Annotated in this window: 22 protein-coding genes; 8 read left to right on the top strand and 14 right to left on the bottom strand. The window is 71.7% G+C overall.

Annotated features, from left to right (window positions below):
• Nucleotides 1-342: 342 nt before the first annotated feature.
• Nucleotides 343-984 carry a DNA-3-methyladenine glycosylase gene (locus tag IEZ04_RS28490; protein WP_189219854.1) on the bottom strand — a complete coding sequence of 214 codons (642 nt, stop codon included), beginning with the start codon at nucleotides 982-984 and terminating at the stop codon, nucleotides 343-345.
• A gap of 185 nt (nucleotides 985-1,169) precedes the next feature.
• Here IEZ04_RS28490 and IEZ04_RS28485 point away from each other — a divergent pair, with 185 nt between their 5' ends.
• From IEZ04_RS28485 to IEZ04_RS28475, 3 genes are all read left to right on the top strand, one after another.
• Complete coding sequence (locus tag IEZ04_RS28485) at nucleotides 1,170-1,952, top strand: sporulation protein (protein ID WP_189219853.1); 783 nt, start codon at nucleotides 1,170-1,172, stop codon at nucleotides 1,950-1,952.
• Nucleotides 1,953-2,038: 86 nt separating this feature from the next.
• A complete protein-coding gene (locus IEZ04_RS28480) occupies nucleotides 2,039-2,578 on the top strand; it encodes a YbhB/YbcL family Raf kinase inhibitor-like protein (protein ID WP_189219852.1) in 540 nt (179 codons plus the stop codon).
• 166 nt (nucleotides 2,579-2,744) lie between these two features.
• Nucleotides 2,745-3,251 (top strand): HNH endonuclease, encoded by a 507-nt coding sequence (locus IEZ04_RS28475; protein WP_189219851.1) that lies wholly within the window; start codon nucleotides 2,745-2,747, stop codon nucleotides 3,249-3,251.
• Between the two features lie 89 nt (nucleotides 3,252-3,340).
• Here IEZ04_RS28475 and IEZ04_RS28470 read toward each other — a convergent pair whose 3' ends face one another.
• The 3 genes from IEZ04_RS28470 to IEZ04_RS28460 all read right to left on the bottom strand — a co-directional run bounded on the left by IEZ04_RS28470 (nucleotide 3,341) and on the right by IEZ04_RS28460 (nucleotide 5,774).
• Nucleotides 3,341-4,291: an SPFH domain-containing protein gene (locus IEZ04_RS28470; protein WP_189219850.1), complete on the bottom strand. Its 951-nt coding sequence runs from the start codon at nucleotides 4,289-4,291 to the stop codon at nucleotides 3,341-3,343.
• Between the two features lie 131 nt (nucleotides 4,292-4,422).
• Nucleotides 4,423-4,854: an NfeD family protein gene (locus IEZ04_RS28465; RefSeq protein WP_189219849.1), complete on the bottom strand. Its 432-nt coding sequence runs from the start codon at nucleotides 4,852-4,854 to the stop codon at nucleotides 4,423-4,425.
• A gap of 122 nt (nucleotides 4,855-4,976) precedes the next feature.
• A complete protein-coding gene (locus IEZ04_RS28460; protein ID WP_189219848.1) occupies nucleotides 4,977-5,774 on the bottom strand; it encodes an ABC transporter ATP-binding protein in 798 nt (265 codons plus the stop codon).
• 150 nt (nucleotides 5,775-5,924) lie between these two features.
• Between IEZ04_RS28460 and IEZ04_RS28455 the strand changes: the two genes are divergently transcribed.
• Entirely contained in the window at nucleotides 5,925-6,716 is a 792-nt protein-coding gene (locus IEZ04_RS28455) for an Rv1486c family protein (protein WP_189219847.1), read from the top strand.
• 90 nt (nucleotides 6,717-6,806) lie between these two features.
• Here the strand turns inward: IEZ04_RS28455 and IEZ04_RS28450 are convergent, their stop codons facing one another.
• The 3 genes from IEZ04_RS28450 to IEZ04_RS28440 form a co-directional block, all read right to left on the bottom strand.
• Nucleotides 6,807-7,046 (bottom strand): chaplin, encoded by a 240-nt coding sequence (locus tag IEZ04_RS28450; protein WP_189219846.1) that lies wholly within the window; start codon nucleotides 7,044-7,046, stop codon nucleotides 6,807-6,809.
• 169 nt (nucleotides 7,047-7,215) lie between these two features.
• A complete protein-coding gene (locus tag IEZ04_RS28445) occupies nucleotides 7,216-7,857 on the bottom strand; it encodes a response regulator (RefSeq protein WP_189219845.1) in 642 nt (213 codons plus the stop codon).
• Nucleotides 7,850-8,995 (bottom strand): GAF domain-containing sensor histidine kinase, encoded by a 1,146-nt coding sequence (locus IEZ04_RS28440; protein ID WP_189219844.1) that lies wholly within the window; start codon nucleotides 8,993-8,995, stop codon nucleotides 7,850-7,852. The genes IEZ04_RS28445 and IEZ04_RS28440 overlap by 8 nt, the downstream gene beginning before the upstream one ends.
• A gap of 428 nt (nucleotides 8,996-9,423) precedes the next feature.
• Here IEZ04_RS28440 and IEZ04_RS28435 point away from each other — a divergent pair, with 428 nt between their 5' ends.
• Nucleotides 9,424-10,134, top strand: coding sequence for a transglycosylase SLT domain-containing protein (locus IEZ04_RS28435; protein ID WP_189219843.1), 711 nt, complete (start codon nucleotides 9,424-9,426; stop codon nucleotides 10,132-10,134).
• Between the two features lie 75 nt (nucleotides 10,135-10,209).
• Here the strand turns inward: IEZ04_RS28435 and IEZ04_RS28430 are convergent, their stop codons facing one another.
• Complete coding sequence (locus IEZ04_RS28430; RefSeq protein ID WP_189219842.1) at nucleotides 10,210-12,825, bottom strand: FHA domain-containing protein; 2,616 nt, start codon at nucleotides 12,823-12,825, stop codon at nucleotides 10,210-10,212.
• 276 nt (nucleotides 12,826-13,101) lie between these two features.
• Here IEZ04_RS28430 and IEZ04_RS28425 point away from each other — a divergent pair, with 276 nt between their 5' ends.
• A complete protein-coding gene (locus IEZ04_RS28425; protein ID WP_189219841.1) occupies nucleotides 13,102-15,090 on the top strand; it encodes a streptophobe family protein in 1,989 nt (662 codons plus the stop codon).
• 152 nt (nucleotides 15,091-15,242) lie between these two features.
• Complete coding sequence (gene serB, locus IEZ04_RS28420; RefSeq protein WP_189219840.1) at nucleotides 15,243-16,451, top strand: phosphoserine phosphatase SerB; 1,209 nt, start codon at nucleotides 15,243-15,245, stop codon at nucleotides 16,449-16,451.
• 122 nt (nucleotides 16,452-16,573) lie between these two features.
• On the opposite strand, the gene IEZ04_RS28415 is transcribed toward serB, so the two are convergent.
• From IEZ04_RS28415 to IEZ04_RS28405, 4 genes are all read right to left on the bottom strand, one after another.
• Nucleotides 16,574-17,092 (bottom strand): SixA phosphatase family protein, encoded by a 519-nt coding sequence (locus tag IEZ04_RS28415; protein ID WP_189219839.1) that lies wholly within the window; start codon nucleotides 17,090-17,092, stop codon nucleotides 16,574-16,576.
• Between the two features lie 138 nt (nucleotides 17,093-17,230).
• Nucleotides 17,231-17,452, bottom strand: coding sequence for a hypothetical protein (locus IEZ04_RS28410; RefSeq protein WP_189219838.1), 222 nt, complete (start codon nucleotides 17,450-17,452; stop codon nucleotides 17,231-17,233).
• 209 nt (nucleotides 17,453-17,661) lie between these two features.
• Complete coding sequence (locus tag IEZ04_RS35650; RefSeq protein WP_268245692.1) at nucleotides 17,662-17,778, bottom strand: SGM_5486 family transporter-associated protein; 117 nt, start codon at nucleotides 17,776-17,778, stop codon at nucleotides 17,662-17,664.
• Between the two features lie 96 nt (nucleotides 17,779-17,874).
• Complete coding sequence (locus IEZ04_RS28405) at nucleotides 17,875-19,179, bottom strand: CynX/NimT family MFS transporter (protein WP_189219837.1); 1,305 nt, start codon at nucleotides 19,177-19,179, stop codon at nucleotides 17,875-17,877.
• A 70-nt stretch (nucleotides 19,180-19,249) separates the two neighbouring features.
• Between IEZ04_RS28405 and IEZ04_RS28400 the strand changes: the two genes are divergently transcribed.
• Nucleotides 19,250-19,936 carry a FadR/GntR family transcriptional regulator gene (locus IEZ04_RS28400; protein ID WP_189219836.1) on the top strand — a complete coding sequence of 229 codons (687 nt, stop codon included), beginning with the start codon at nucleotides 19,250-19,252 and terminating at the stop codon, nucleotides 19,934-19,936.
• Here the strand turns inward: IEZ04_RS28400 and IEZ04_RS28395 are convergent.
• Together IEZ04_RS28395 and fabI are read right to left on the bottom strand one after the other, a co-directional pair.
• Complete coding sequence (locus tag IEZ04_RS28395) at nucleotides 19,920-20,267, bottom strand: hypothetical protein (protein WP_189219835.1); 348 nt, start codon at nucleotides 20,265-20,267, stop codon at nucleotides 19,920-19,922. The two genes, IEZ04_RS28400 and IEZ04_RS28395, sit on opposite strands and share 17 nt — an antisense overlap.
• Before the next feature lie 150 nt (nucleotides 20,268-20,417).
• The gene (gene fabI, locus IEZ04_RS28390; protein ID WP_189219834.1) at nucleotides 20,418-21,185 is read right to left on the bottom strand and encodes an enoyl-ACP reductase FabI; all 768 of its coding nucleotides are present in this window, start codon (nucleotides 21,183-21,185) and stop codon (nucleotides 20,418-20,420) included.
• Between the last annotated feature and the right edge of the window lies 1 nt (nucleotide 21,186).

The raw sequence follows: 21,186 nt of genomic DNA, 5'->3' as shown, positions 1-21,186 counted from the left end.
TTTCCTCGGTGCTTTCCAGGTTCCCGCTTCCGCGTTTCCCTTTCCGGCGCTTCCGACTCTATCAGATCCTTTCGGGCCTGATTCCCAGTCAGCGGGATTCGCCTTTCGGCTGTCTACGGGCCGGAAATCGCTTTGGCGGCCTTTCGACATTCACTACGCTAACTGATTATCCCCGCCAACTCATAATCGAGCTCCGCGGATTCGATTCCAGACGTGCGGGCACGCCGGAATGCTCCCCGCTGGGGGACTGTCAGGTAGTGGGTTGGCCGCTTCCGGCTGCAGGCTGATCGCCGTACCCGGTTCAAGCGGCTCGGGCTACGTTACGGATCCGGGCTGGCCGCGTCAAGTACGGCGTCGGCGGGGGACGTGGGCCCGGTAGGGGCTCACCGTCGGGTCGTCCGCGATCCAGAAGCGCCACGGGTCGACTCCTCCCTCACCCGCGACACCGGTACGTGGGCCGCTCCGCACCTGTTCGGGGGCGGCGGGCCGGCCGTGCAGGACGGCGAAGGGGCCGTCGGGGCCGGCGCAGGCGTCCGCGCCGTCCAGCGACCGGTCCACCCCCAGGGCCGTGGCGAGACGTGCCGGGCCTTTGGCCAGTTCCTTGTCGGAGCGGGCCGAGATCCGACGCTTGCGGGCCGGCTCCAGGCCCTCCACGATCTCGCCGGCCCTCAGCAGGACCCCGCTCGCCCGGCCCTCCGGTCCGCACACCAGGTTCATGCAGTGCCACATGCCGTACGTGAAGTAGACGTAGACGTGTCCGGGCGGGCCGAACATCACACCGTTTCGAGCGGTGCGGCCGCGGTAGGCGTGGGAACCCGGATCGTTCGCGCCGTCGTACGCCTCGACCTCGGTGAGGCGCAGTTCGATCGGACCGTCCGGGGTGGTGTGCACGAGGACGCGGCCCAGCAGGTCGCGCGCCACGTCGAGGACGGGGCGGTCGAAGAACTCACGGGGCAGGGGCGTACGGTCGGGGGTCGCGATCATGCCGTACGAGCGTACTCCAGACGGGTGCCTGTCCCTTGTCCGTCCTCGGGTGACCGGGGAGGCTTCCGCCTTGTACGAGGGCGCGGAACCGGTCATGGCCGGATCGCGTTCGTAGGGATCGAGGATCCGTACGGAACAGGGCTTCATCACAGAGCGCAGGCGTTGCCGCCTGGGGAGGAAGAGACATGGCGTTCAAGCGACTGCTCGCGAGCCTGGGGGCCGGTGGCGCTTCGGTCGAGACTGTGCTCACCGAGGTCAACGTCGTCCCGGGTGGCGTCGTCCAGGGCGAGGTGCGGATCCAGGGCGGCTCGGTGAACCAGCAGATCGAGGGGCTGTCCGTCGGACTGCAGGCCAAGGTCGAGGTGGAGAGCGGCGACCAGGAGTACAAGCAGGACATCGAGTTCACGAAGGTGTCGCTCGGCGGGGCCTTCGAGCTCGAGGCCCAGGCGGTGCACGCGGTGCCGTTCGGGCTGGACATTCCCTGGGAGACGCCGATCACGATGATCGAGGGGCAGCCGCTGCGCGGGATGAACGTCGGCGTGACGACCGAGCTGGCCATCGCGCGGGCGGTGGACTCCGGTGACCTCGACCCGGTCAACGTGCATCCGCTGCCCGCGCAGCAGGCCATCCTGGACGCCTTCATCCAGCTGGGCTTCCGGTTCAAGAACGCGGACCTGGAGCGCGGTCACATCCGGGGCACGCGGCAGCAGCTGCCGTTCTACCAGGAGATCGAGTTCTTCCCGCCGCAGCAGTACCGGGGGCTGAACCAGGTGGAGCTGAGCTTCGTCGCGGACCACAACGAGATGGACGTCGTCCTGGAGATGGACAAGAGGGGAGGCCTGTTCACCGAGGGCAGCGACTCCTTCCGCGCCTTCAGGGTGGGGCTGAACGGCTACCAGGACACCGACTGGACCGCGTACCTCAACCAGTGGCTGTCCGAGGTCGGCAGCAGGCGTAACTGGTTCTAGGCTCGGAACTCGAGAACTCGAGCACTCGAGAGTCCAGAACGAGTCATTCGCAGTCACCACTCATCAGGAATCCAGGAGGTACCGAGGTGACCGAGGCCACGAGGCCCCCGCTTCCCCATGACTTCCATCCGGCCGTGCCGTCGTTCACGGTCACGAGCGAGGACGTCCAGGAAGGCGCGACGCTGAAGGACGCCCAGGTGTACGCGGAGGGGAACACCTCGCCGCAGCTGCGCTGGGAAGGCTTTCCGGCGGAGACCAAGAGTTTCGCCGTGACGTGCTTCGATCCGGACGCCCCGACGGGGAGCGGTTTCTGGCACTGGGTGGTGTTCGACATCCCGGCCTCGGTGACCGAGCTGCCGGCGGGTGCGGGCACGGGCGCCTTCGAGGGCCTGCCCGACGGAGCCGTGCAGGCGCGCAACGACTACGGGACGAAGGATTTCGGGGGCGCCGCGCCGCCGCCCGGGGACCGGGCGCACCGCTATGTGTTCACGGTGTACGCGGTCGACGAGGAGAAGCTCGGTCCGGACTCGGACGCCACGCCCGCCTTCGTCGGCTTCAACCTTCGCTTCCACACGCTCGCGCGTGCGCAGCTGATCGGTGAGTACGCGGCTCCTGCCGAGAGCTGACCTGCTTCTTCCTCATCCCGACGTTCATTGAACGTTTGCCCGCCTCTGGTCTTGGAAGTGATCGGAGGCGGGCATTTTTATTGCGTTGTCCATCTCGGCGTGCCCGGCCAGAGTGTGATCCAAGCCCGCCAGGGGGTGGGCCGGTGCGCAACAGGAGGTGGGCGGGGTGCGGGACACGCTGGTACTCAACGCGAGCTTCGAGCCGCTGTCGACAGTGACGCTCAACCGGGCCGTCGTGCTGGTGCTGCAGGACAAGGCCGTGGTCGAGCAGGCCCACCCCGAACTGCGCATGCGCGGGGCCGCCGTGGACATACCGGCGCCCAGGGTGATCAGGCTCTGCCGGTACGTACGGGTGCCGTTCCGGAGAAACGCGCCCTGGTCGAGGCGGGGTGTCCTGGTGCGCGACCGGTACCGGTGCGCGTACTGCGGGAGGCGGGCGACGACCGTGGACCACGTGGTGCCCCGGTCGCGCGGTGGTGGGGACACCTGGCTGAACACGGTGGCTTCGTGTGCCGAGGACAACCACCGCAAGGCGGACCGTACGCCGGAGCAGGCGGGCATGCCGCTGCTGCGGGAACCGTTCGAGCCGACGCCGGCGGACGCGATGCTGCTCGCGCTGGCGCAGGACGACTACGAGGCTCTGCCGGACTGGCTGGCGCAGAGCGCCGCGTGAGCGCTCCGCGCCGGAGCCGGTTCGTCCTCTGCGGGTTCGTCGTGGCTGGTCACGCAGTTCCCCCGCGCCCCTGACAGGGCACGGATGTGTCAGTCGCTGATCGGTGGCTTCTCGCGGCGCTCCGTGGCGCCGGAGGGGGCCGCGGTGCCGGGGCCGCCGCCCATCAGGCCGCCGAAGTTGCCGACGGCGCCGGAGAGGCCCTTCAGGGCGTCGCCGATCTCGCTGGGGACGATCCAGAGCTTGTTGGCGTCCCCCTCGGCGATCTTCGGCAGCATCTGGAGGTACTGGTAGGAGAGCAGCTTCTGGTCCGGGTCACCGGCGTGGATGGACTCGAAGACCGTACGGATCGCCTGGGCCTCGCCCTCGGCGCGCAGCGCGGCGGCCTTGGCCTCACCCTCGGCGCGCAGGATGGCGGACTGCTTCTCACCCTCGGCGGTCAGGATCTGCGACTGGCGGATGCCTTCGGCGGTGAGGATCGCGGCGCGCTTGTCACGGTCGGCGCGCATCTGCTTCTCCATCGAGTCCTGGATGGAGGTCGGCGGCTCGATGGCCTTGAGCTCGACGCGGTTGACGCGGATGCCCCACTTGCCGGTGGCCTCGTCGAGGACGCCGCGCAGGGCCGCGTTGATCTCCTCGCGGGAGGTGAGGGTGCGCTCCAGGTCCATGCCGCCGATGATGTTGCGGAGCGTGGTGACGGTGAGCTGCTCGATCGCCTGGATGTAGCTGGCGACCTCGTACGTGGCGGCGCGGGCGTCGGTCACCTGGTAATAGATGACGGTGTCGATGTTCACGACCAGGTTGTCCTGGGTGATCACCGGCTGGGGCGGGAACGGGACGACCTGTTCCCGCAGGTCGATGCGGTTGCGGATGGTGTCGATGAACGGGACGACGATGTTCAGCCCGGCGTTCAGCGTCCGTGTGTAGCGGCCGAAGCGCTCGACGATGGCGGCGCTGGCCTGCGGAATGACCTGGATGGTCTTGATCAGGGCGATGAAGACCAGCACCACCAGAATGATCAGGACGATGATGATCGGTTCCATCGACTCCCCGTACCCTTCTCCGCACTCTGTGTTTCGGAATGATCTTATGCTTGTCGAAGATCTTGTTGGTCGAGTCTGTCAGACCGCCGACTGCCAGGGGAGGCGTTCGGCGCAGTTGTGTCCCGGCTCGGTCACATGACGACCGCGGTGGCGCCGTCGATCTCCACGACGTCCACTTCCTGTCCCACTTCGTAGACCTGTCCGGCGTCAAGGGCGCGCGCCGACCAGATCTCGCCGGCGAGCTTGATGCGGCCGCCTCCGCCGTCGACCCGCTCCAGGACGACGGCCTGCCTGCCCTTCAGCGCGTCGACACCGCTGCTGAGCTCCGGCCGCTCGGAGCGCTGCCGGGCCACGATGGGACGTACGACCGCGATGAGCGCGACCGAGACGGCGGCGAAGATCACCACCTGGAGCACGATGCCCCCGCCGAGTGCCGCTGTCAGGGCTCCGGCGCCGGCACCCACCGCGAGCATGCCGAACTCCGGCATCGCGGTCAGAACGAGCGGAATTCCCAGTCCGACCGCGACGACAAGCCACCACACCCATGCGTCAATGCTGTCCACATGGTCATGGTAGGACCGCAACCGCCACACGGACAGGGCGCACGATCAAGTGGGGGGCGCCGGGCCCCCGTTGCGCGGCCGGGCGGCTCAACTCGGGCCGACGCCCGGCAGCTTGGACGCCGTCAGGACAGGGGCAGGCCCTGAGCGGTCCAGCGGTCGCCCACCTGTTCGACGACGAGCGGCAGGCCGAAGCAGTGCGAGAGATTGCGGGAGGTCAGCTCCAGCTCCAGCGGGCCCGCGGCGAGGACCTTGCCCTGGCGGATCATGAGGACGTGGGTGAAGCCCGGCGGGATCTCCTCCACGTGGTGCGTCACCATGATCATGGACGGGGCGATGGGGTCGCGGGCCAGGCGGCCGAGACGGCGTACGAGGTCCTCACGGCCGCCCAGGTCGAGACCGGCGGCCGGCTCGTCGAGGAGCAGCAGCTCGGGGTCGGTCATCAGGGCACGGGCGATGAGGGTGCGCTTGCGCTCGCCCTCGGAGAGGGTGCCGAACTTCCGCTCGAGGTACTCGCTCATGCCGAGGCGGTCGAGGAAGGCGCGGGCGCGCTGCTCGTCGATCTCCTCGTAGTCCTCGTTCCAGGTGGCCGTCATGCCGTACGCGGCGGTGAGGACGGTCTGCAGGACGGTCTGCCGCTTGGGGAGCTTCTCGGTCATGGCGATGCCGGCCATGCCGATGCGCGGGCGCAGCTCGAAGACGTCGGTGCCGGGCCTGCCGAGGGTCTCGCCGAGGACGGTGGCGGTGCCCTTGCTGGGGAAGAGGTAGCTCGACGCGAGGTTCAGCAGGGTCGTCTTGCCGGCGCCGTTGGGGCCGAGGATGACCCAGCGCTCGCCCTCCTTGACCGACCAGGAGACCTGATCCACCAGAGCGCGGCCCTCGCGGACCACGGATACGTCCTCCAGCTCCAGAACATCGCTCATGAGCGCGCTGTCTCCCCTTGCAGTGTCGGCCGGTCTCGGCTTTCGCGTACGCCTGTGGGCGCGACCCTCGCCTGTGGGCGAAAGCCCCCTAGGAAATCTACGCCACCGGCCGGGCGGACCGTTCCATCGGCCGGTCCTTAGGCTGTGGGCATGCTCTCGGAACCACGCTCAGGACGTCTGGCCGCTCATGGAAACGCCCTTATTGCCGGTCTTGTCTCGCCGGACGACGCGGTGCTCGCGATCGTCGGGGAGGACGCCGTGCACCGGGTGGAAGGCCTGCCCGGGGAGCCGGGGCCGGTCGGTCTCTCGCTCGCCCTGGGGCGGCTGCGCACGCTCGGCGCGACCGGGCTGCGGGTGGCGCTGCCCCGGCCCGGGCATCCGCTGGGGCTGAGCGGACCGCCCGAGTTCAACAAGCGGGCGATCGACGCGGAGGAGGCGGTGGTGTGTCACGGCGCCGCCCTGGGGCTCGTACCGGAGGTGTACGAGGCGGGGCCCGCCGGCGACGTGCACGTGGAGGTCGTCTGGCACTGCCTGCCGGTGCGGGAGGCGCCGCCCGCCGACGTGCCGTCCCTCGGTGAGGCCGAGCGGGAGCTGGCGGAGGCGCTGCGGGAGGCCACCGAGGTGCTGTCGCGGCTGGACGTGGCGGGCTCGGGGCCGGTGGCGGAGGCCGCGGTCGACGCGTACCGGGCGCGGGCCCACGGCGGCGGGCGGGAGGTGCTGGCGCCGGGATATCCGCCGCGGGCGGTGCGGGTGCTGGAGCTGGCCCAGCGGGTGGGGCTGCTGGTCTCCCTCGCGTACGGACACGGGCACGGGGGTGCGGTGAGCGCCTCGGAGATGGCGGCGCGGGCGGCGGCGCTGCGTCCCGTGGAGCGGACGGCCCGGCGGGCGCAGGTGGCGGCGTACAACTCCGTCGTGGAGGAGCGCGAGAGGGGCGGGCGCTGAGAGTGCAGGCGCCGTGGGCGCGGTGCACGGCGGAGCCCCGCGAACCGGTCCGTTCGCGGGGCTCCGGCTTGCTACGGGGGCCCGGGGGCGTCAGTGGGTGACGCCCTTCTCGCCGAAGGAGGGGTTCATGACGCCGACGACCTTGATGCCGTTGCCGACCACGTTCACCGGGATGTGAACCGGAACCTGCACGAGGTTGCCCGCGAGCACGCCCGGCGAGTGCACGGTCGCGCCGTCCGCGCCGGAGCTCGCGGAAGCCGGGCCGGCGACGGCGGTCACCAGGCCACCGGCCAGCAGCGTGACGGCGGCGGCCTGCTTGAGGTTCTTCACTTCTCAGTCCTCCCTCAGGATCACTGCGGCGGATCTCCGCAGCACACCCTGGGGAACGGCACGGAAGCGGCGAAGGTGCGCCAACCGGGGGACATCCACACGACTGTGTGTATCTCGGTCCGGGACAGTGCCTTTCGGGTGGTCCGTCATCCCGTCACACCGCCCGTGGTCATTCCGTCACACCGTGGCGCACGGCCCACAGCGCGGCCTGGGTGCGGTCCGCGAGGTCGAGCTTCATCAGGATGTTGGAGACGTGGGTCTTGACCGTCTTCTCGGAGAGGACGAGCGCGCGGGCGATCTCGCGGTTCGAGCGGCCGTCCGCGATCAGGCCGAGCACCTCGCGCTCCCGTTCGGTGAGCGAGCCGCCCCTCCCCTGGCCCGGCGTGGTGTCCTCCTGGGACAGCAGTGCGCCGGCGACCTCGGGCTGGAGCAGGATGTGCCCGGCGTGCACGGAGCGGATGGCTCCGGCGAGGGCGTCCGGGTCCACGTCCTTGTAGACGTATCCGGCGGCTCCCGCGCGCAGGGCCGGGATCACCGTGCGCCGCTCGGTGAAGCTGGTGACGATCAGCACGCGCGCGGGGTTGTCGAGTTCCCGGAGGCGGCGCAGCGCGTCGACGCCGTCCATGCCCGGCATCTTGATGTCCATGAGGACGACGTCCGGCCGGAGCTCCTCGGTGCGGGCCACCCCTCCGGCGCCGTCGGACGCCTCCCCCACGACCTCGATGTCGTCCTGCACCTCCAGGAAGGTGCGCAGGCCCCGGCGGACCACCTGGTGGTCGTCGACGAGCAGCACCCGGATCGCCTCAGCCACCGGGGACCTCCATCTCGATCGTGGTGCCCTTCCCGGGCGCCGATTCCACGGTCAGCCGGCCGCCGACCCCGCTCGCCCGGTCGCGCATGGAGACCAGGCCGAGGTGGCGTCCCGCGCGGCGTACCGTCTGCGGGTCGAAGCCGTCGCCGTCGTCCGTGACGCGCAGGACCGCCGCGCCGCCGCGCCGCTCCAGGGTGACGTCGACCCGCTCGGCCCCCGAGTGCCGCAGCGCGTTGTGCAGCGCCTCCTGGGCGACGCGGAGCAGGGCCTCCTCCTGGGCGGCGGGCAGGGCGCGGACCCCCTGGGCGGCGAAGGTCACGCGCGCGCTGTGGGCGCGGTCCAGGACCTGCACCTGGGTGCGCAGGGTGGCGGCCAGCCCGTCCTCGTCGAGGGCCGCGGGGCGCAGCTCGACGACGGCGGCGCGGAGCTCGTCGGCCGCCTCCGCGGCGAGCGCGGCGACCTGCTGCAGCTCGCCCTTGGCACGCGAGGGGTCGCGGTCGACCAGGGCGGCGGCGGCCTGGGCGGTCAGTCGCAGGGAGAACAGCTTCTGGCTGACCGCGTCATGGAGCTCGTGGGCCAGCCGGGAGCGCTCCTCGGCGATGGTGAGCTCGCGGCTGCGCTCGTACAGCCGGGCGTTGGTGAGGGCGATGGCGGCGTGCTGGGCGAGGATCGCGAGCAGTTCCTCGTCGTCCTCGGTGAAGCCGCAGCCGTCGGCGGGCTCCGGCCGGTTCTTGTTCGCGAGGTAGAGCGCGCCGATGACCTCGTCGCCGTCGCGGATCGGCAGGCCCAGGAAGTCGACGAGCTCGGGGTGGGCGCTCGGCCAGCCCTCGAAACGGGGGTCCTCGCGGACGTCGGCCAGGCGCTCCGGCTTCGCGTCGTGCAGCATCGCGGCGAGGACGCCGTGCTGGCGCGGGAGCGGGCCGATGGCCTTCCACTGCTCCTCGCCGACGCCGTCGACGACGAACTGGGCGAAGCCGCCGTGGTCGTCGGGGACGCCGAGCGCCGCGTACCGGGCGTCGAGCAGCTCGCGCGCCGAGGCCACGATCGTCTTCAGGACGTCGCGCACCTCCAGGTGCCTGCTCATGGCCAGCAGCGCGGAGCTCACCGCGGCCAGCCCGGACCGTGGACCTTGACTCATGGCCTCACGGTACCGGCGGGGTACGACAGGCCGGATCGGTCGTACGACGGACCCGGCCAGGCCGTCGGCCCTAGGGCGAGGAGCCCCCTCCCAGCTCCCCTACTCACAGCATTGCTCCAGCAACTATTGGTGAGATGACAGCGCGCGGGATGTGAAGCCCCGCATAGGGCGCACATCACGTACGAAGGGCGCTAGGAGGACCGGAAGGCTTCGGTGAGCGGGGCAGACGTGCCCTTCGGCCCGGTTTCTCCGGACCCCGTCCCACTATCCGGGGTCGTACGTCACACCTTTGCCACGGTTTTTTGCGGCCGCTAACAATGGCTCACGTCGCTCGGTTCCGCGGCTCCTGCCCGCGGCGCTTGTGCTGGAAACACCGTGTCCCCGCCGGCCCCAGAGCGATCTCCGCTACCCGAAGAGGTCCATCAGTCATGTCCCAGAACACCCCCGCACAGGGTCGTGGTCGAGCCCTGACCAAGGTCCACAAGCTCTCGCTCGCCGGTGTCGCCGGCCTCGGTGCCGCCGCTCTCGCCACCAGCCTGGCGCTCGGCGGCGGGCAGGCCACGGACACGGCGGACTCCGCGACCGCTCCGGTGGTGTACAGCGAGCAGCAGATCAAGGACGTGAAGGCCAGCGTCACCGACCAGCTGGCCGGCGCGAGCCTGAAGGCCGAGACCGCCGCGGCGAAGCAGAAGGCCGCGGCCGAGGACGGCGCGGAGAAGGCCGGTACGAAGAAGAAGGCCACGGAGGAGCGCGGGACGCAGGCGGCCAGCCGGTCCGGCGAGCGCGCCCCGGTCGAGCAGGTCGCCGAGAAGACGTACCCGGACAACCTCGACGGCTGGATCCGTGAGTCGCTCGACATCATGAAGAAGCACGACATCCCGGGCTCGTACTACTGGCTGCACAAGAACATCATGCGGGAGTCCTCGGGCAACCCGAACGCGATCAACAACTGGGACATCAACGCCATCAACGGCGTCCCGTCCAAGGGCCTGCTCCAGGTGATCCCGCCGACCTTCGAGGCCTACCACGTCCCCGGCACCTCGACGAACATCTACGACCCGGTGGCCAACATAGTCGCCGCCGCGAACTACGCGGCCGACCGCTACGGGTCCATCGACAACGTCGATGGTCCGTACTGAGGACCTGAGCGGCGCAGCAGCGCGCAGAAGGGCGGCACCCCGACGGGGTGCCGCCCTTCTCGCGTCCGTACGGGACTACTTCCGCATGACCTCCGGCTCGTGGCGGCGCAGGAAACGTGCCACGAGGAAGGCGCAGACGACGGCGAGGGCGAGCAGGGCCGCCATGTCGAGGAAGTACGCCGACGCCGTGTGGTCCCACAGCGGGTCCGTACTGGTCGGGTCGTCCGTGTTCGGGAAGATCCGGTTGAGGTCCAGGGTGGCGCCGGCGGCCGCGACGGCCCAGCGGGACGGCATCAGGTACGACAGCTCGTTGACACCGGGGGTGCCGTGCAGGATGAACAGACAGCCGGTGAAGACGACCTGGACGATCGTGAACATCACCAGCAGCGGCATGGTCCGCTCGGCGGTCTTCACCAGCGAGGAGATCACCAGGCCGACCATCATCGAGGCGAAACCGAGCCCCATGAGCGGAACGGAGAGCTCGAGTATGACGGCGGTCTTGCCGTCGCCGAGGAGCAGGCCCTCCTCGGTGGTCTCGCGGGAGGAGAAGCCTATGACGCCGACCAGGGCGCCCTGCAGCACCGTGAGGGCGCCGAGGACGATCACCTTGGACATCAGGTAGGCGGAACGTGACAGTCCGGTCGCGCGCTCCCGCTCGTAGATGACCCGTTCCTTGATCAGCTCACGTACGGAGTTCGCGGCGCCCGCGAAGCACGCGCCAACCGCGAGGATCAGCAGCACGGTGGTGGCGGTGATGTTGGGAGAGATCCTGCCGGTCCGCTCGTCCACCCTGACCAGCAGGTCCTTGCCCGGGTCGATGAGCAGGCTGACCGCGCCGATGACGGCCGGCAGGAGCACCGTCAGCGCCAGGAAGCCCTTGTCGGAGGCGATGACCGCGAAGTACCGCCGGACCAGGGTCGTCAGCTGGGAACCCCAGCTCTGCGGCTTGGACGGCCTCATCACCTGCGGCGCCGACGCGGGCGCCGGCTGCGGGGCGGCCGCATCGACGTCCGCGGCGTAGAGCTGGTAGTGCTGCGAGCCCTTCCAGCGGCCCGCCCAGTCGTAGTCGCGGTAGTTCTCGAACGCGGAGAACACATCGGCCCAGGTCGCGTAGCCGAAGAAGTTGAGTGCCTCCTCGGGCGGGCCGAAGTAGGCGACGGCGCCGCCGGGGGCCATCACCAGGAGCTTGTCGCACAGGGCCAGCTCGGCCACGGAGTGGGTGACCACCAGGACCGTGCGGCCGTCGTCGGCGAGGCCGCGCAGCAGCTGCATGACGTCGCGGTCCATGCCCGGGTCGAGGCCGGAGGTCGGCTCGTCCAGGAAGATCAGCGACGGCTTGGTCAGCAGTTCCAGGGCCACCGAGACGCGCTTGCGCTGGCCGCCGGAGAGGGCGGTGACCTTCTTGTCCTTGTGGATGTCCAGCTTGAGCTCGCGCAGCACCTCGTCGATGCGGGCGTCGCGCTCGGAGGCCGTGGTGTCGGCGGGGAAGCGGAGCTTCGCGGCGTACTTGAGGGCCCGGCTGACCGTGAGCTCCTTGTGCAGGATGTCGTCCTGTGGGACCAGGCCGATGCGCTGGCGCAGCTCGGCGAACTGCTTGTACAGGTTCCGGTTGTCGTAGAGCACCTCGCCCCGGTCGGCCGGGCGGTAGCCGGTGAGGGCCTTCAGGAGCGTGGACTTGCCGGAGCCGGACGGGCCGATGACCGCGACGAGCGACTTCTCGGGGACGCCGAAGGAGACGTCCTTGAGGATCTGCTTGCCGCCGTCGACCGTGACGGTCAGATGGCGGGCGGAGAAGGACACCTCACCCGTGTCGACGAACTCCTCGAGGCGGTCGCCGACCAGGCGGAAGGTGGAGTGGCCGACACCGACGATGTCGTTCGGGCCGAGCAGCGCCGAGCCGCCCTTGGCCATCGGCACACCGTTGACGAACGTGCCGTTGTGCGAGCCGAGGTCGCGAATCTCGAAGCGGCCGTCGGGCATGGCGTGGAACTCGGCGTGCCGACGCGAGACCTGGAGGTCGGAGACGACCAGCTCGTTGTCGAGCGCGCGGCCGATGCGCATCACGCGGCCGAGGTCCAGCCGGTGGAAGGTGGTCGGGCTGCGGTCGCCGTGGGACGGCGGCGCCGCCGTCCCGCCACCGGCCGGCTGCTGCTGCTGCTGCGGGACCGTTCCCGCCTGGGGCGCCTGCTGGTGCGCGGACTGCCGCGGGGCCGTGTGGTGCGGCGCGGACGGCTGCGGTCCCGTGTGCGGCGCGGACTGCTGCGGCACGGACTGCTGCGGCGCGGCCTGCTGGGCCGCCCAGCCGGGGCTCGCGCCCTGCGCCGCGTACGGCTGCTGGTGCGACTGCTGCGGGACGGAGGCGGAGGCGGAGGCGGCGGACGAGGAGGACGAGGTGGAGGTGCCGGACGAGAGGTTCAGCCGCGGGCCGTCGTTGGCGTTCCCGAGGTGGACGGACGAGCCGGGGCCGATCTCCATCTGGTGGATGCGATGACCCTGCACGAAGGTGCCGTTGGTGCTGCCGTGATCCTCGATGAACCAGCTACGGCCGCTCCAGCTGATCGTGGCGTGCCGCCAGGACACCCTGGCGTCGTCGAGCACGATGTCCCCCTGCGGATCGCGTCCGAGGGTGTAGGTCCTGGACGCATCGAGCGTCCAGGACCGCCCATTCGATTCAAGTACGAGTTCCGGCACTCCATGCCCCACTGAGTTGTCCCCCGAGTTGCCCCCGTCACGGGGAGTCTAGGGATGTCGAACATCTCCGGGAACTATTCCAGGCCCGGCCTCCTGACTGAAAGTCGGACCGTGTGAGGGGCGCTGTCGGCACGCGTGCGGGGGGCACCGTGAGGTGCGCGCACCAGTGCGCCGGTCGACGCCGTTGACGGGGTGGAAAACCGGCCGGAGAGTGGTGATTCCGCACGAGGAGGACATCCGCGGCGGAGGACCGCGACGCGGACCGGGGGGCGCACCATGGGCATCAGCACCGCGCAGCGGAACGGGAGCGTGCCCTGGGGGGATGTCCTGGTCTCCGCGGTCGCCGCCGTGAGCTGGGCGTTGATCGGCATGGCGGGGACGGCCGCGCTCGGTCTGCATCTGCTCGGGGCGGACACCGTGGCCGCGCTCGGGCCCTTGACCGCCGCCGTCGTGGCCCTGGCCGCGGGCGGTTCGGTCACGCCGTCCGGTGACGTCTCGGCGTTCGGCCTGGAAGGCGCCCGGGCCACGACGGCCGTACAGATCACACCCCTCGGCGTCGGGCTGGTCGGGGCGCTGCTGCTGTCCTGGTTCTTCCTGCGTTCCCTGCGCGGGGCGGGAGCGGTGATCCGGCCCGCCGAACTGCTCGCGCGCGCGGGCACGGTGGTCGCGCTGTTCGCCGCTCTGATGGGCGGGCTCGCCTGGGCCGGCCACAGCGCCGTCACCATCGACGGCGGCGACCTGGCTCCCGGCGGTCCGCCCGGCGGGGGCGGGGCGGGCGGCGGTGGCAGCGGGGTGCCCGGTCCCGGCGGTCTGGGCGACTTCGGCGGGCTGCTGCCGGACCGGCTCGGTGACCTGGCCGACGTCCGTGCGAAGGTCGGCTTCACCGTCGACACGGCCGCCACGCCGACCGGCGGACTCGTCTGGTGCGCGGGCGTCCTGCTGATCGCCCTGCTCGCCTCGCGCCGCACTCCCCTGCCGTCCGGCTGGGCCGTCGTGCACCGGGTGGTGCGGCCCGCCGCGTCGGCGCTGGTCACCGTGTTGCTGGCGGCGGTACTGGCCGGGCTCGCGGCGGCGGCGTACGCGGCGGCCGGCGACGACCGGCCGCAGCGGATCGCGGGCGCTGCGCTGCTGGGCGCGCCGAACGGGGTCTGGCTCGGTGTCCCGCTCGGCCTCCTCGTGCCCTGGGACGGCATCGCCACCGGTGGACTGGCGCAGTCGCTGCCCGATCCGCTCGACCAGCTGCTGCGCGTCGACGCCGGCGGCCCGGTCACGCTCGGCCGCCTCGCGGAGCTGGACGGCCGGATCTGGCTGCTGGGCGTCGCGGCCGCACTCATGATGCTCCTCGCCGGGGTGCTGACCGCCGCGCGCACGCCGTTCGTACGGGGACCGGCCGCGTTCACGCCGCCGCTGGTACGGGGCCGGAGGGCGGCCGTCGCGGGACAGCCGGCCGCAGCGGAGCCACCGCAGTCGACTCCGTTCGCCTTCGCGGGACGGTGCGCCCTGCGGCTCGGGGTGACGACCGCGCTGGCGCTGCCGCTGCTGGTGCTGCTGACGGAGGTGTCGGTGGACGCCTCGCTGTCGGTGTTCGGTATCGACGCGTTCGACACGGGCATCGAACTGCGCGGCCGCATGGGGGCGGCCCTGCTCCTGGGCGCGCTGTGGGGCGCGGGGGCGGGGGCTGCCGGCGCGTTGCTGGCGTGCGCGAGCGGGGCCGCGGGGCGCCGGGCGACGGTGTGGGCGCGCGGTGGCCCGGGGGCGGTGGGGCGGACCGGCGCCCGCTCCGGAGCGGGCGCGCCGGACACGCCGGGAGCGCCGGGAGCGCGGCCGGGGCCGTACACGCCGAGTGCGCCGTACCGGCCGCCCGACCCGGCCACCAATCCCTATCTGCGGCTGCCGGGCCGGGCGAGGGAACCGGAGGACTCACGTCCGGGCGGAGGCGGGGGCCGGGGCGAGAACAGGGACGTGGACGGGGGCAGGGAGGATGCGGGAGGCGCGGACGATGCCGGCATATACGGTGCGCCCACCGTGCGGCGGTTCGTCGTGCCCCCGTCTCGGCGGCCGGGGCATGGATCGGGACGCGGACGAGGGAGCGGCGGGGCGCGTGACGGCCGGCTGACGCCGCCGCCTCCGCCCTCACCTCCGCCGCCTTCACCTCCGCCGCCCTCACCTTCACGCCCGCGGCCTCCGGACGACGAACCGCCGCCACCGCCACCGCCACCGCCACCCGCTCCGCCTCGTCCGCCGTCGAGGCCTCCGGGACGGTGACGGGCCGGCGCGGACGCCTGCCGGATCGGACGACCGCTCGGGTGTCGTCTGTGATCAAGGCGTACGTCATGGGGGCGCCGCCCAGTGTTCTCTGTCCGCTGGGCGGACCTCAGAGGCCCCAGGTACCGGGCGGCGGATACGGTGGGACCACCATGAGCGCTTCGCAGACCTCCGACGTCCCCACTCTTCTCGTCAAGATCTTCGGCAAGGACCGGCCGGGCATCACCGCCGGGCTGTTCGAGACCCTCGGCGCCTACTCCGTCGACGTGGTCGACATCGAGCAGGTCGTCACCCGCGGCCGGATCGTCCTGTGCGCGCTCGTGACCGAGCCGTCCGGCGGACGTGAGGGCGATCTCCGGGCCACCGTCCACAGCTGGGCCGAGTCCATGAGGATGCAGGCGGAGATCATCTCGGGCATCGGGGACAACCGGCCGCGCGGCCTCGGGCGCTCGCTCGTCACCGTGCTCGGCCATCCGCTGACCGCGGAGTCGACGGCCAGGATCGCGGCCCGCATCACGGCGACCGGCGGCAACATCGACCGGATCTTCCGGCTCGCCAAGTACCCGGTGACCGCGGTGGAGTTCGCGGTGTCGGGTACGGAACCGGAGACGCTGCGCACCGCGCTCGTCACCGAGTCGGCGGCCCTGGGTGTCGACGTCGCGGTGGTCGCGGCGGGACTGCACCGGCGGGCGCAGCGGCTGGTCGTGATGGACGTGGACTCGACGCTCATCCAGGACGAGGTGATCGAGCTCTTCGCCGCGCACGCCGGCTGCGAGAAGGAGGTCGCCGAGGTGACGGCGGCCGCGATGCGCGGGGAGCTGGACTTCGAGCAGTCGCTGCACGCGCGTGTGGCGCTGCTGGAGGGACTCGACGCCTCGGTGGTCGAGAAGGTGCGCGGCGAGGTACGGCTGACGCCGGGGGCGCGCACGCTGATCCGTACGCTGAAGCGGCTCGGCTTCCAGGTCGGTGTCGTCTCGGGCGGGTTCACCCAGGTCACGGATGACCTGAAGGAACGGCTCGGGCTGGACTTCGCGCAGGCCAACACGCTGGAGATCGTCGACGGCAAGCTCACCGGCCGGGTCGTCGGCGAGATCGTGGACCGCGCGGGCAAGGCGCGGCTGCTGCGCCGGTTCGCCGCCGAGGCCGGGGTGCCGCTGGCCCAGACGGTGGCGATCGGCGACGGCGCGAACGACCTCGACATGCTGAACGCGGCCGGTCTGGGTGTCGCCTTCAACGCCAAGCCCGTCGTACGCCAGGCCGCGCACACGGCCGTGAACTTCCCCTTCCTCGACACCGTCCTCTATCTGCTCGGGGTGACCCGGGAGGAGGTCGAGGCGGCGGACATGCACGACGACCGGTGAGCCGGTGCCGGCGAACCGTACGCGTGGGCAGCGGGCATCGCCCGTCGGCAGGCCGAGGGGCCCGGCACTCGTGAGGTGCCGGGCCTTGGCGCTTCCCGGGCCGGGGGCCGGGTCCGGCGGGCCTACTCCGTGGGCGCCCAGCAGTCGATCAGGGTGGTCGCTCCCGGCTCCAGGCTCTTCCAGGAGCCGTCGAAGGAGAGCACCGCGAAGGCGGCGGCCGGGAACCCACGGCGGCCCATCCGCTCGCGCGCGTCGCCCTCGGAACGGCCGGGCAGGATGTCGGCCAACCCTTGGATGCCGGGGTTGTGGCCGATCACGATGACGTTCCGCGCGTCGTCGGGCAGCTCGTTGAGCACGGCGATCAGCTCGCCGGGCGAGGCTTCGTAGACCCGCTCCTCGTAGACGGTCTTCGGCCGTTGCGGCAGTTCCTGAACGGCGAGCTTCCACGTCTCGCGGGTCCGGGCCGCGGTGGAGCAGAGAGCCAGGTCGAGGGAGATTCCGGAGTCGGCGAGCTTGCGCCCGGCGACGGCGGCGTCCTTGCGACCCCGGTCGGCGAGCGGCCGCTCATGGTCGGAAACCTGTGGCCAGTCGGCCTTCGCATGCCGGAAGAGGACGATCCTGCGGGGTTCTGCGACGCTCATGCGTCCCAGCTTCGCACGAAACACGCCAAGGGGCGCAGGGAGTTGGAGTCATGACCCGGCCGGTGGCGCAGGGGGTGTGCACCGGACGCGCCGGTGCCCGCCGCCACGCGCCGCGGTCCTCGCCGTGGCGTTCCGCGGCTACGGCAGCGCGTACAGCAGGGCGTGCCGTATCCATACGACGATCTGCGCGGCCGCCGGCTCGTCGGCCGCTCGTGCGTTCGACGGGTCGAGGACCAGGAGCAGGAGGACGACGAAGGCGAGTATGGGCAGGGCGAGCGCCCACCAGGGCAACCGGGTGCGGGCGCCCTCGGTGGTCGCCGGGTGGGGCGGGTGGGGATGGGGGTGCGCTGGGGCCGGCATGCCGCCTCCGTGGTCCTCGGACGGTCCGTGACCTGCCTTTCGTGGCCACATCCCGAAGCTACGGAACCCGGGCCCCGCGCCCCATCCGGTGATCCACCCACTTCACCCTGAGTCTCACCCCCTAGGGGATACGGGGGCCGGCCCCACCATGGGCCGCGTCCGGCGCGATCGAAGTCGGGGTCGGCGGCACGGTCGGGGGCGGTGCGCCGTCAGGGGGCGGCGATCGTCGCGACGATGGCGATGATCACGAAGATGGCGAAGAAGGAGCCGAAGACGAGCAGCATCTTCTTCTGGCCGTTCTGGGGGTTCGGGTCGAGCACAGGCATGCCGCAAGTGTCCCACCACCGCCGGCCGGACCGCCGCCGGGGTGACCCGGACTCGCCGTCGCGGGTGGACCGCGCCCGCCGTCGCGGGCGGAGCGGTCACCCGGTCGCCTCGTCCTCCACCGTACGGTCGCGGCCCGCCAGGATGCCCATGAGGGTCTGCGGGACCATCAGGGCCGCCATGAGCGCGAGCGGCACCTCCCAGCCGCCGCTGTGCTGGTACAGGACACCGACCAGGAGCGGCCCCGGGATCGAGATCAGGTAGCCGGTGCTCTGGGCGAACGCGGAGAGCTGGGCGACGCCCGCACCGGTCCGCGCCCGCATGCCGACCATGGTGAGGGCCAGCGGGAAGGCGCAGTTGGCGATGCCGAGCAGGAAGGCCCACGCCCAGGCGCCGCCCGCCGGCGCCAGGTACAGGCCCGCGTACCCGGCGAGCCCGCAGAGGCCCAGCACCACCGCGATCGGCCCCTGGCTGGGCAGGCGTGCGGCGAGCCGCGGGATGACGAAGGCGAGGGGCACGCCCATCACCATGGTGAGGGCCAGCAGCAGACCCGCCGTACCGGCCGGGACGCCCGCGTCGCGGAAGATCTGGGGCATCCAGCCCATCGTGATGTACGCGGCCGTGGACTGGAGCCCGAAGAAGACGGCGAGGGCCCAGGCCGTACGGCTCCGGCTGACGCGCAGTTTCCGGGGGCTCCGCCGTGCGGTTCCCTCGCTCCGCGCGGCACCGTCCGCGGCGCCGCCGCCCCGCGCGCGTGTCACCACCGGTATCCACGGCAGCACGGCCGCCGCCCCGAGGACGGCCCAGACGGCGAGGCCGGACTGCCAGTCGCCGCCCAGCGCCCCGGTCACGGGAACCGTGACCGCCGCCGCGGTCGAGGTGCCGAGGGCGAGGGCCATGGAGTACAGCCCGGTCATGGACCCCACGCGGTCCGGGAACCAGCGCTTGACGATCACCGGCATCAGGACGTTGCTGACGGCGATGCCCATGAGGGCGAGCGCGCTGGCGGCCAGGAAGCCCGCCGTGCTCCCGGCGTAGGGCCGGACCGCCAGGCCGGTTGCGACCGCGACCATGCCGGCGCACACCACGGCGCCGGGCCCGAAGCGGCGGGCGAGACGCGGCGCCGTGACCCCGAAGACGGCGAAGCACAGCGACGGCACGGAGGTGAGCAGCCCGGCGACGGTGCCGCTCATGCCGAGCCCGTCGCGCACCTCTTCGAGGAGCGCGCCGAGGCTGGTGATGGCGGGCCGGAGGTTGAGGGCGGTGAGAACGATGCCGACGATCACCAGACGCGTCGTCCACGCGCGCGTGGCGGACGTCTCGGCGGCCGTGGTTCCGGGTGCCGGACTCACCGCTGTGGACGTTCTCGTCCGTGTCTCCTCACGTGTCATGAGCCCCATCATAGAATCATGGGATGAATGCTCGTCCACTCCCGCCGCGCCGCTCCCCCGTCACCTGTGCGAGGGTGTCGCCATGCCGCTGAGCCACCCGCGCCGTTCGGCGCTGTCCGAGCAGGTCATCGCCGCGCTGCGGAACGAGATCACCTCGGGCGAGTGGCCGGTCGGCTCCCGTATCCCCACCGAGCCGGAGCTGGTCGAACAGCTCGGCGTGGCCCGCAACACCGTCCGTGAGGCCGTGCGCGCGCTGGCGCACAACGGGCTGCTCGACATCCGGCAGGGCTCCGGCACGTACGTCGTGGCGACCAGCGAGCTGGCCGGCGTGATGCACCGCCGCTTCGCCGGCGCCGACCCGGACCACATCGCCGAGCTGCGCTCCGCCCTGGAGTCGAGTGCCGCGAGGCTGGCGGCGGCCCGGCGCACGGACAAGGACCTCAAGCAGCTCGACGCCCTCCTCGTCCGTCGCGAGGAGGCATGGGAGTCGGGCGACGCGGAGGCCTTCGTGGCGGCCGACGCGACCTTCCACCTGGCGGTGGTGGCCGCGTCCCACAACGAGGCCATGACGGCGGTGTACGCGGACCTGGGCGAGGTGCTGCGGGACTGGCTGCGCGAGGACGTCGGCGAGCGGCTGACACCGGAGACGTACATGGAGCACGCCCGGCTGGTCGACGCGATCCGCGCGGGTGACGCGGAGGCCGCCGCGTCATGCGCCGCGGGCTATCCCCTCGTCTGCCGTTCGGGGCGCCCTAGCGCCCGTGGCTGACCCACGCCGAGCCGATCTCCTGCCAGCAGCGCCCGGTGAGCCGTACGGTCCGGGCCGGGTCCGCCACGACCGGTGGCCCGTCGGTGTCGAGGTCCCACCAGCGCGCGCACTCGACGTGCAGACGGACCTGGTCGGCGTCCGGGTAGGGGTTGTGGCAGTGGGCGACCACGCGGGAGCCGTGGACGCCGGTCCGGCACTCCGCCCCGGACGGCTCGCGCGTGACCTGCGGCCCGTCCTCCCCCGCGCGCGCGTGGGGCACCGCCTCGTACGGCAGGGTCAGCAGGAGCACGGTGGCCGCGAAGACCGGAGCGAGGCTGTGGAACAGGCGCACAACGGGACCTCCTGGGCCGTACGGCTGCGACGCGGTGCATCCCTCCAGCCTGCGCGGCCGGGGCGGCCGGGCGCCCGGTCTGCTGCTCCCGACGGGTGACGCCCCGCTTCCGCGCGTCGCGGGAGCGGGGCGTCGAGGGCGTACGGACGCTCAGGCGCCGATCGCGTGCAGACCGCCGTCCACGTGGACGATCTCGCCGGTGGTCTTCGGGAACCAGTCGCTCAGCAGGGCGACCACACCGCGGCCGGCCGGCTCGGGGTCCTTCAGATCCCACTCCAGCGGGGCGCGGCTGTCCCACACCGAGGCCAGCTCGGCGAAGCCCGGGATGGACTTCGCGGCCATGGAGCCGATGGGGCCGGCGGAGACGAGGTTGCAGCGGATGTTCTGCTTGCCCAGGTCGCGCGCCATGTAACGGCTGGTGGCCTCCAGCGCGGCCTTGGCCGGGCCCATCCAGTCGTACTGCGGCCAGGCGTACTGGGCATCGAAGGTGAGGCCGACGACGGAGCCGCCGTTCTGCATCAGCGGCAGGCAGGCCATGGTCAGCGACTTCAGCGAGTACGCCGAGACGTGCATGGCGGTGGCGACGGACTCGAACGGCGTGTTGAGGAAGTTGCCGCCGAGGGCGTCCTGCGGGGCGAAGCCGATGGAGTGCACGACGCCGTCGAGGCCGCCGAGCTCCTCGCCGACGACGTCGGCCAGGCGGCCGAGGTGCTCGTCGTTCGTGACGTCGAGCTCGATGACCTTGGTGGGCTTCGGCAGCTTCTTGGCGATGCGCTCGGTCAGCGTGGGCCGCGGGAACGCCGTCAGGATGATCTCGGCGCCCTGTTCCTGGGCCAGCTTGGCGGTGTGGAAGGCGATGGAGGACTCCATCAGCACACCGGTGATCAGGACGCGCTTGCCCTCGAGAATTCCGCTCATG

Origin of the sequence: Streptomyces ruber, from assembly GCF_014648075.1 — a bacterium.
Taxonomy (GTDB): domain Bacteria; phylum Actinomycetota; class Actinomycetes; order Streptomycetales; family Streptomycetaceae; genus Streptomyces; species Streptomyces ruber.
This window is presented reverse-complemented; position numbering and strand designations above follow the sequence as displayed.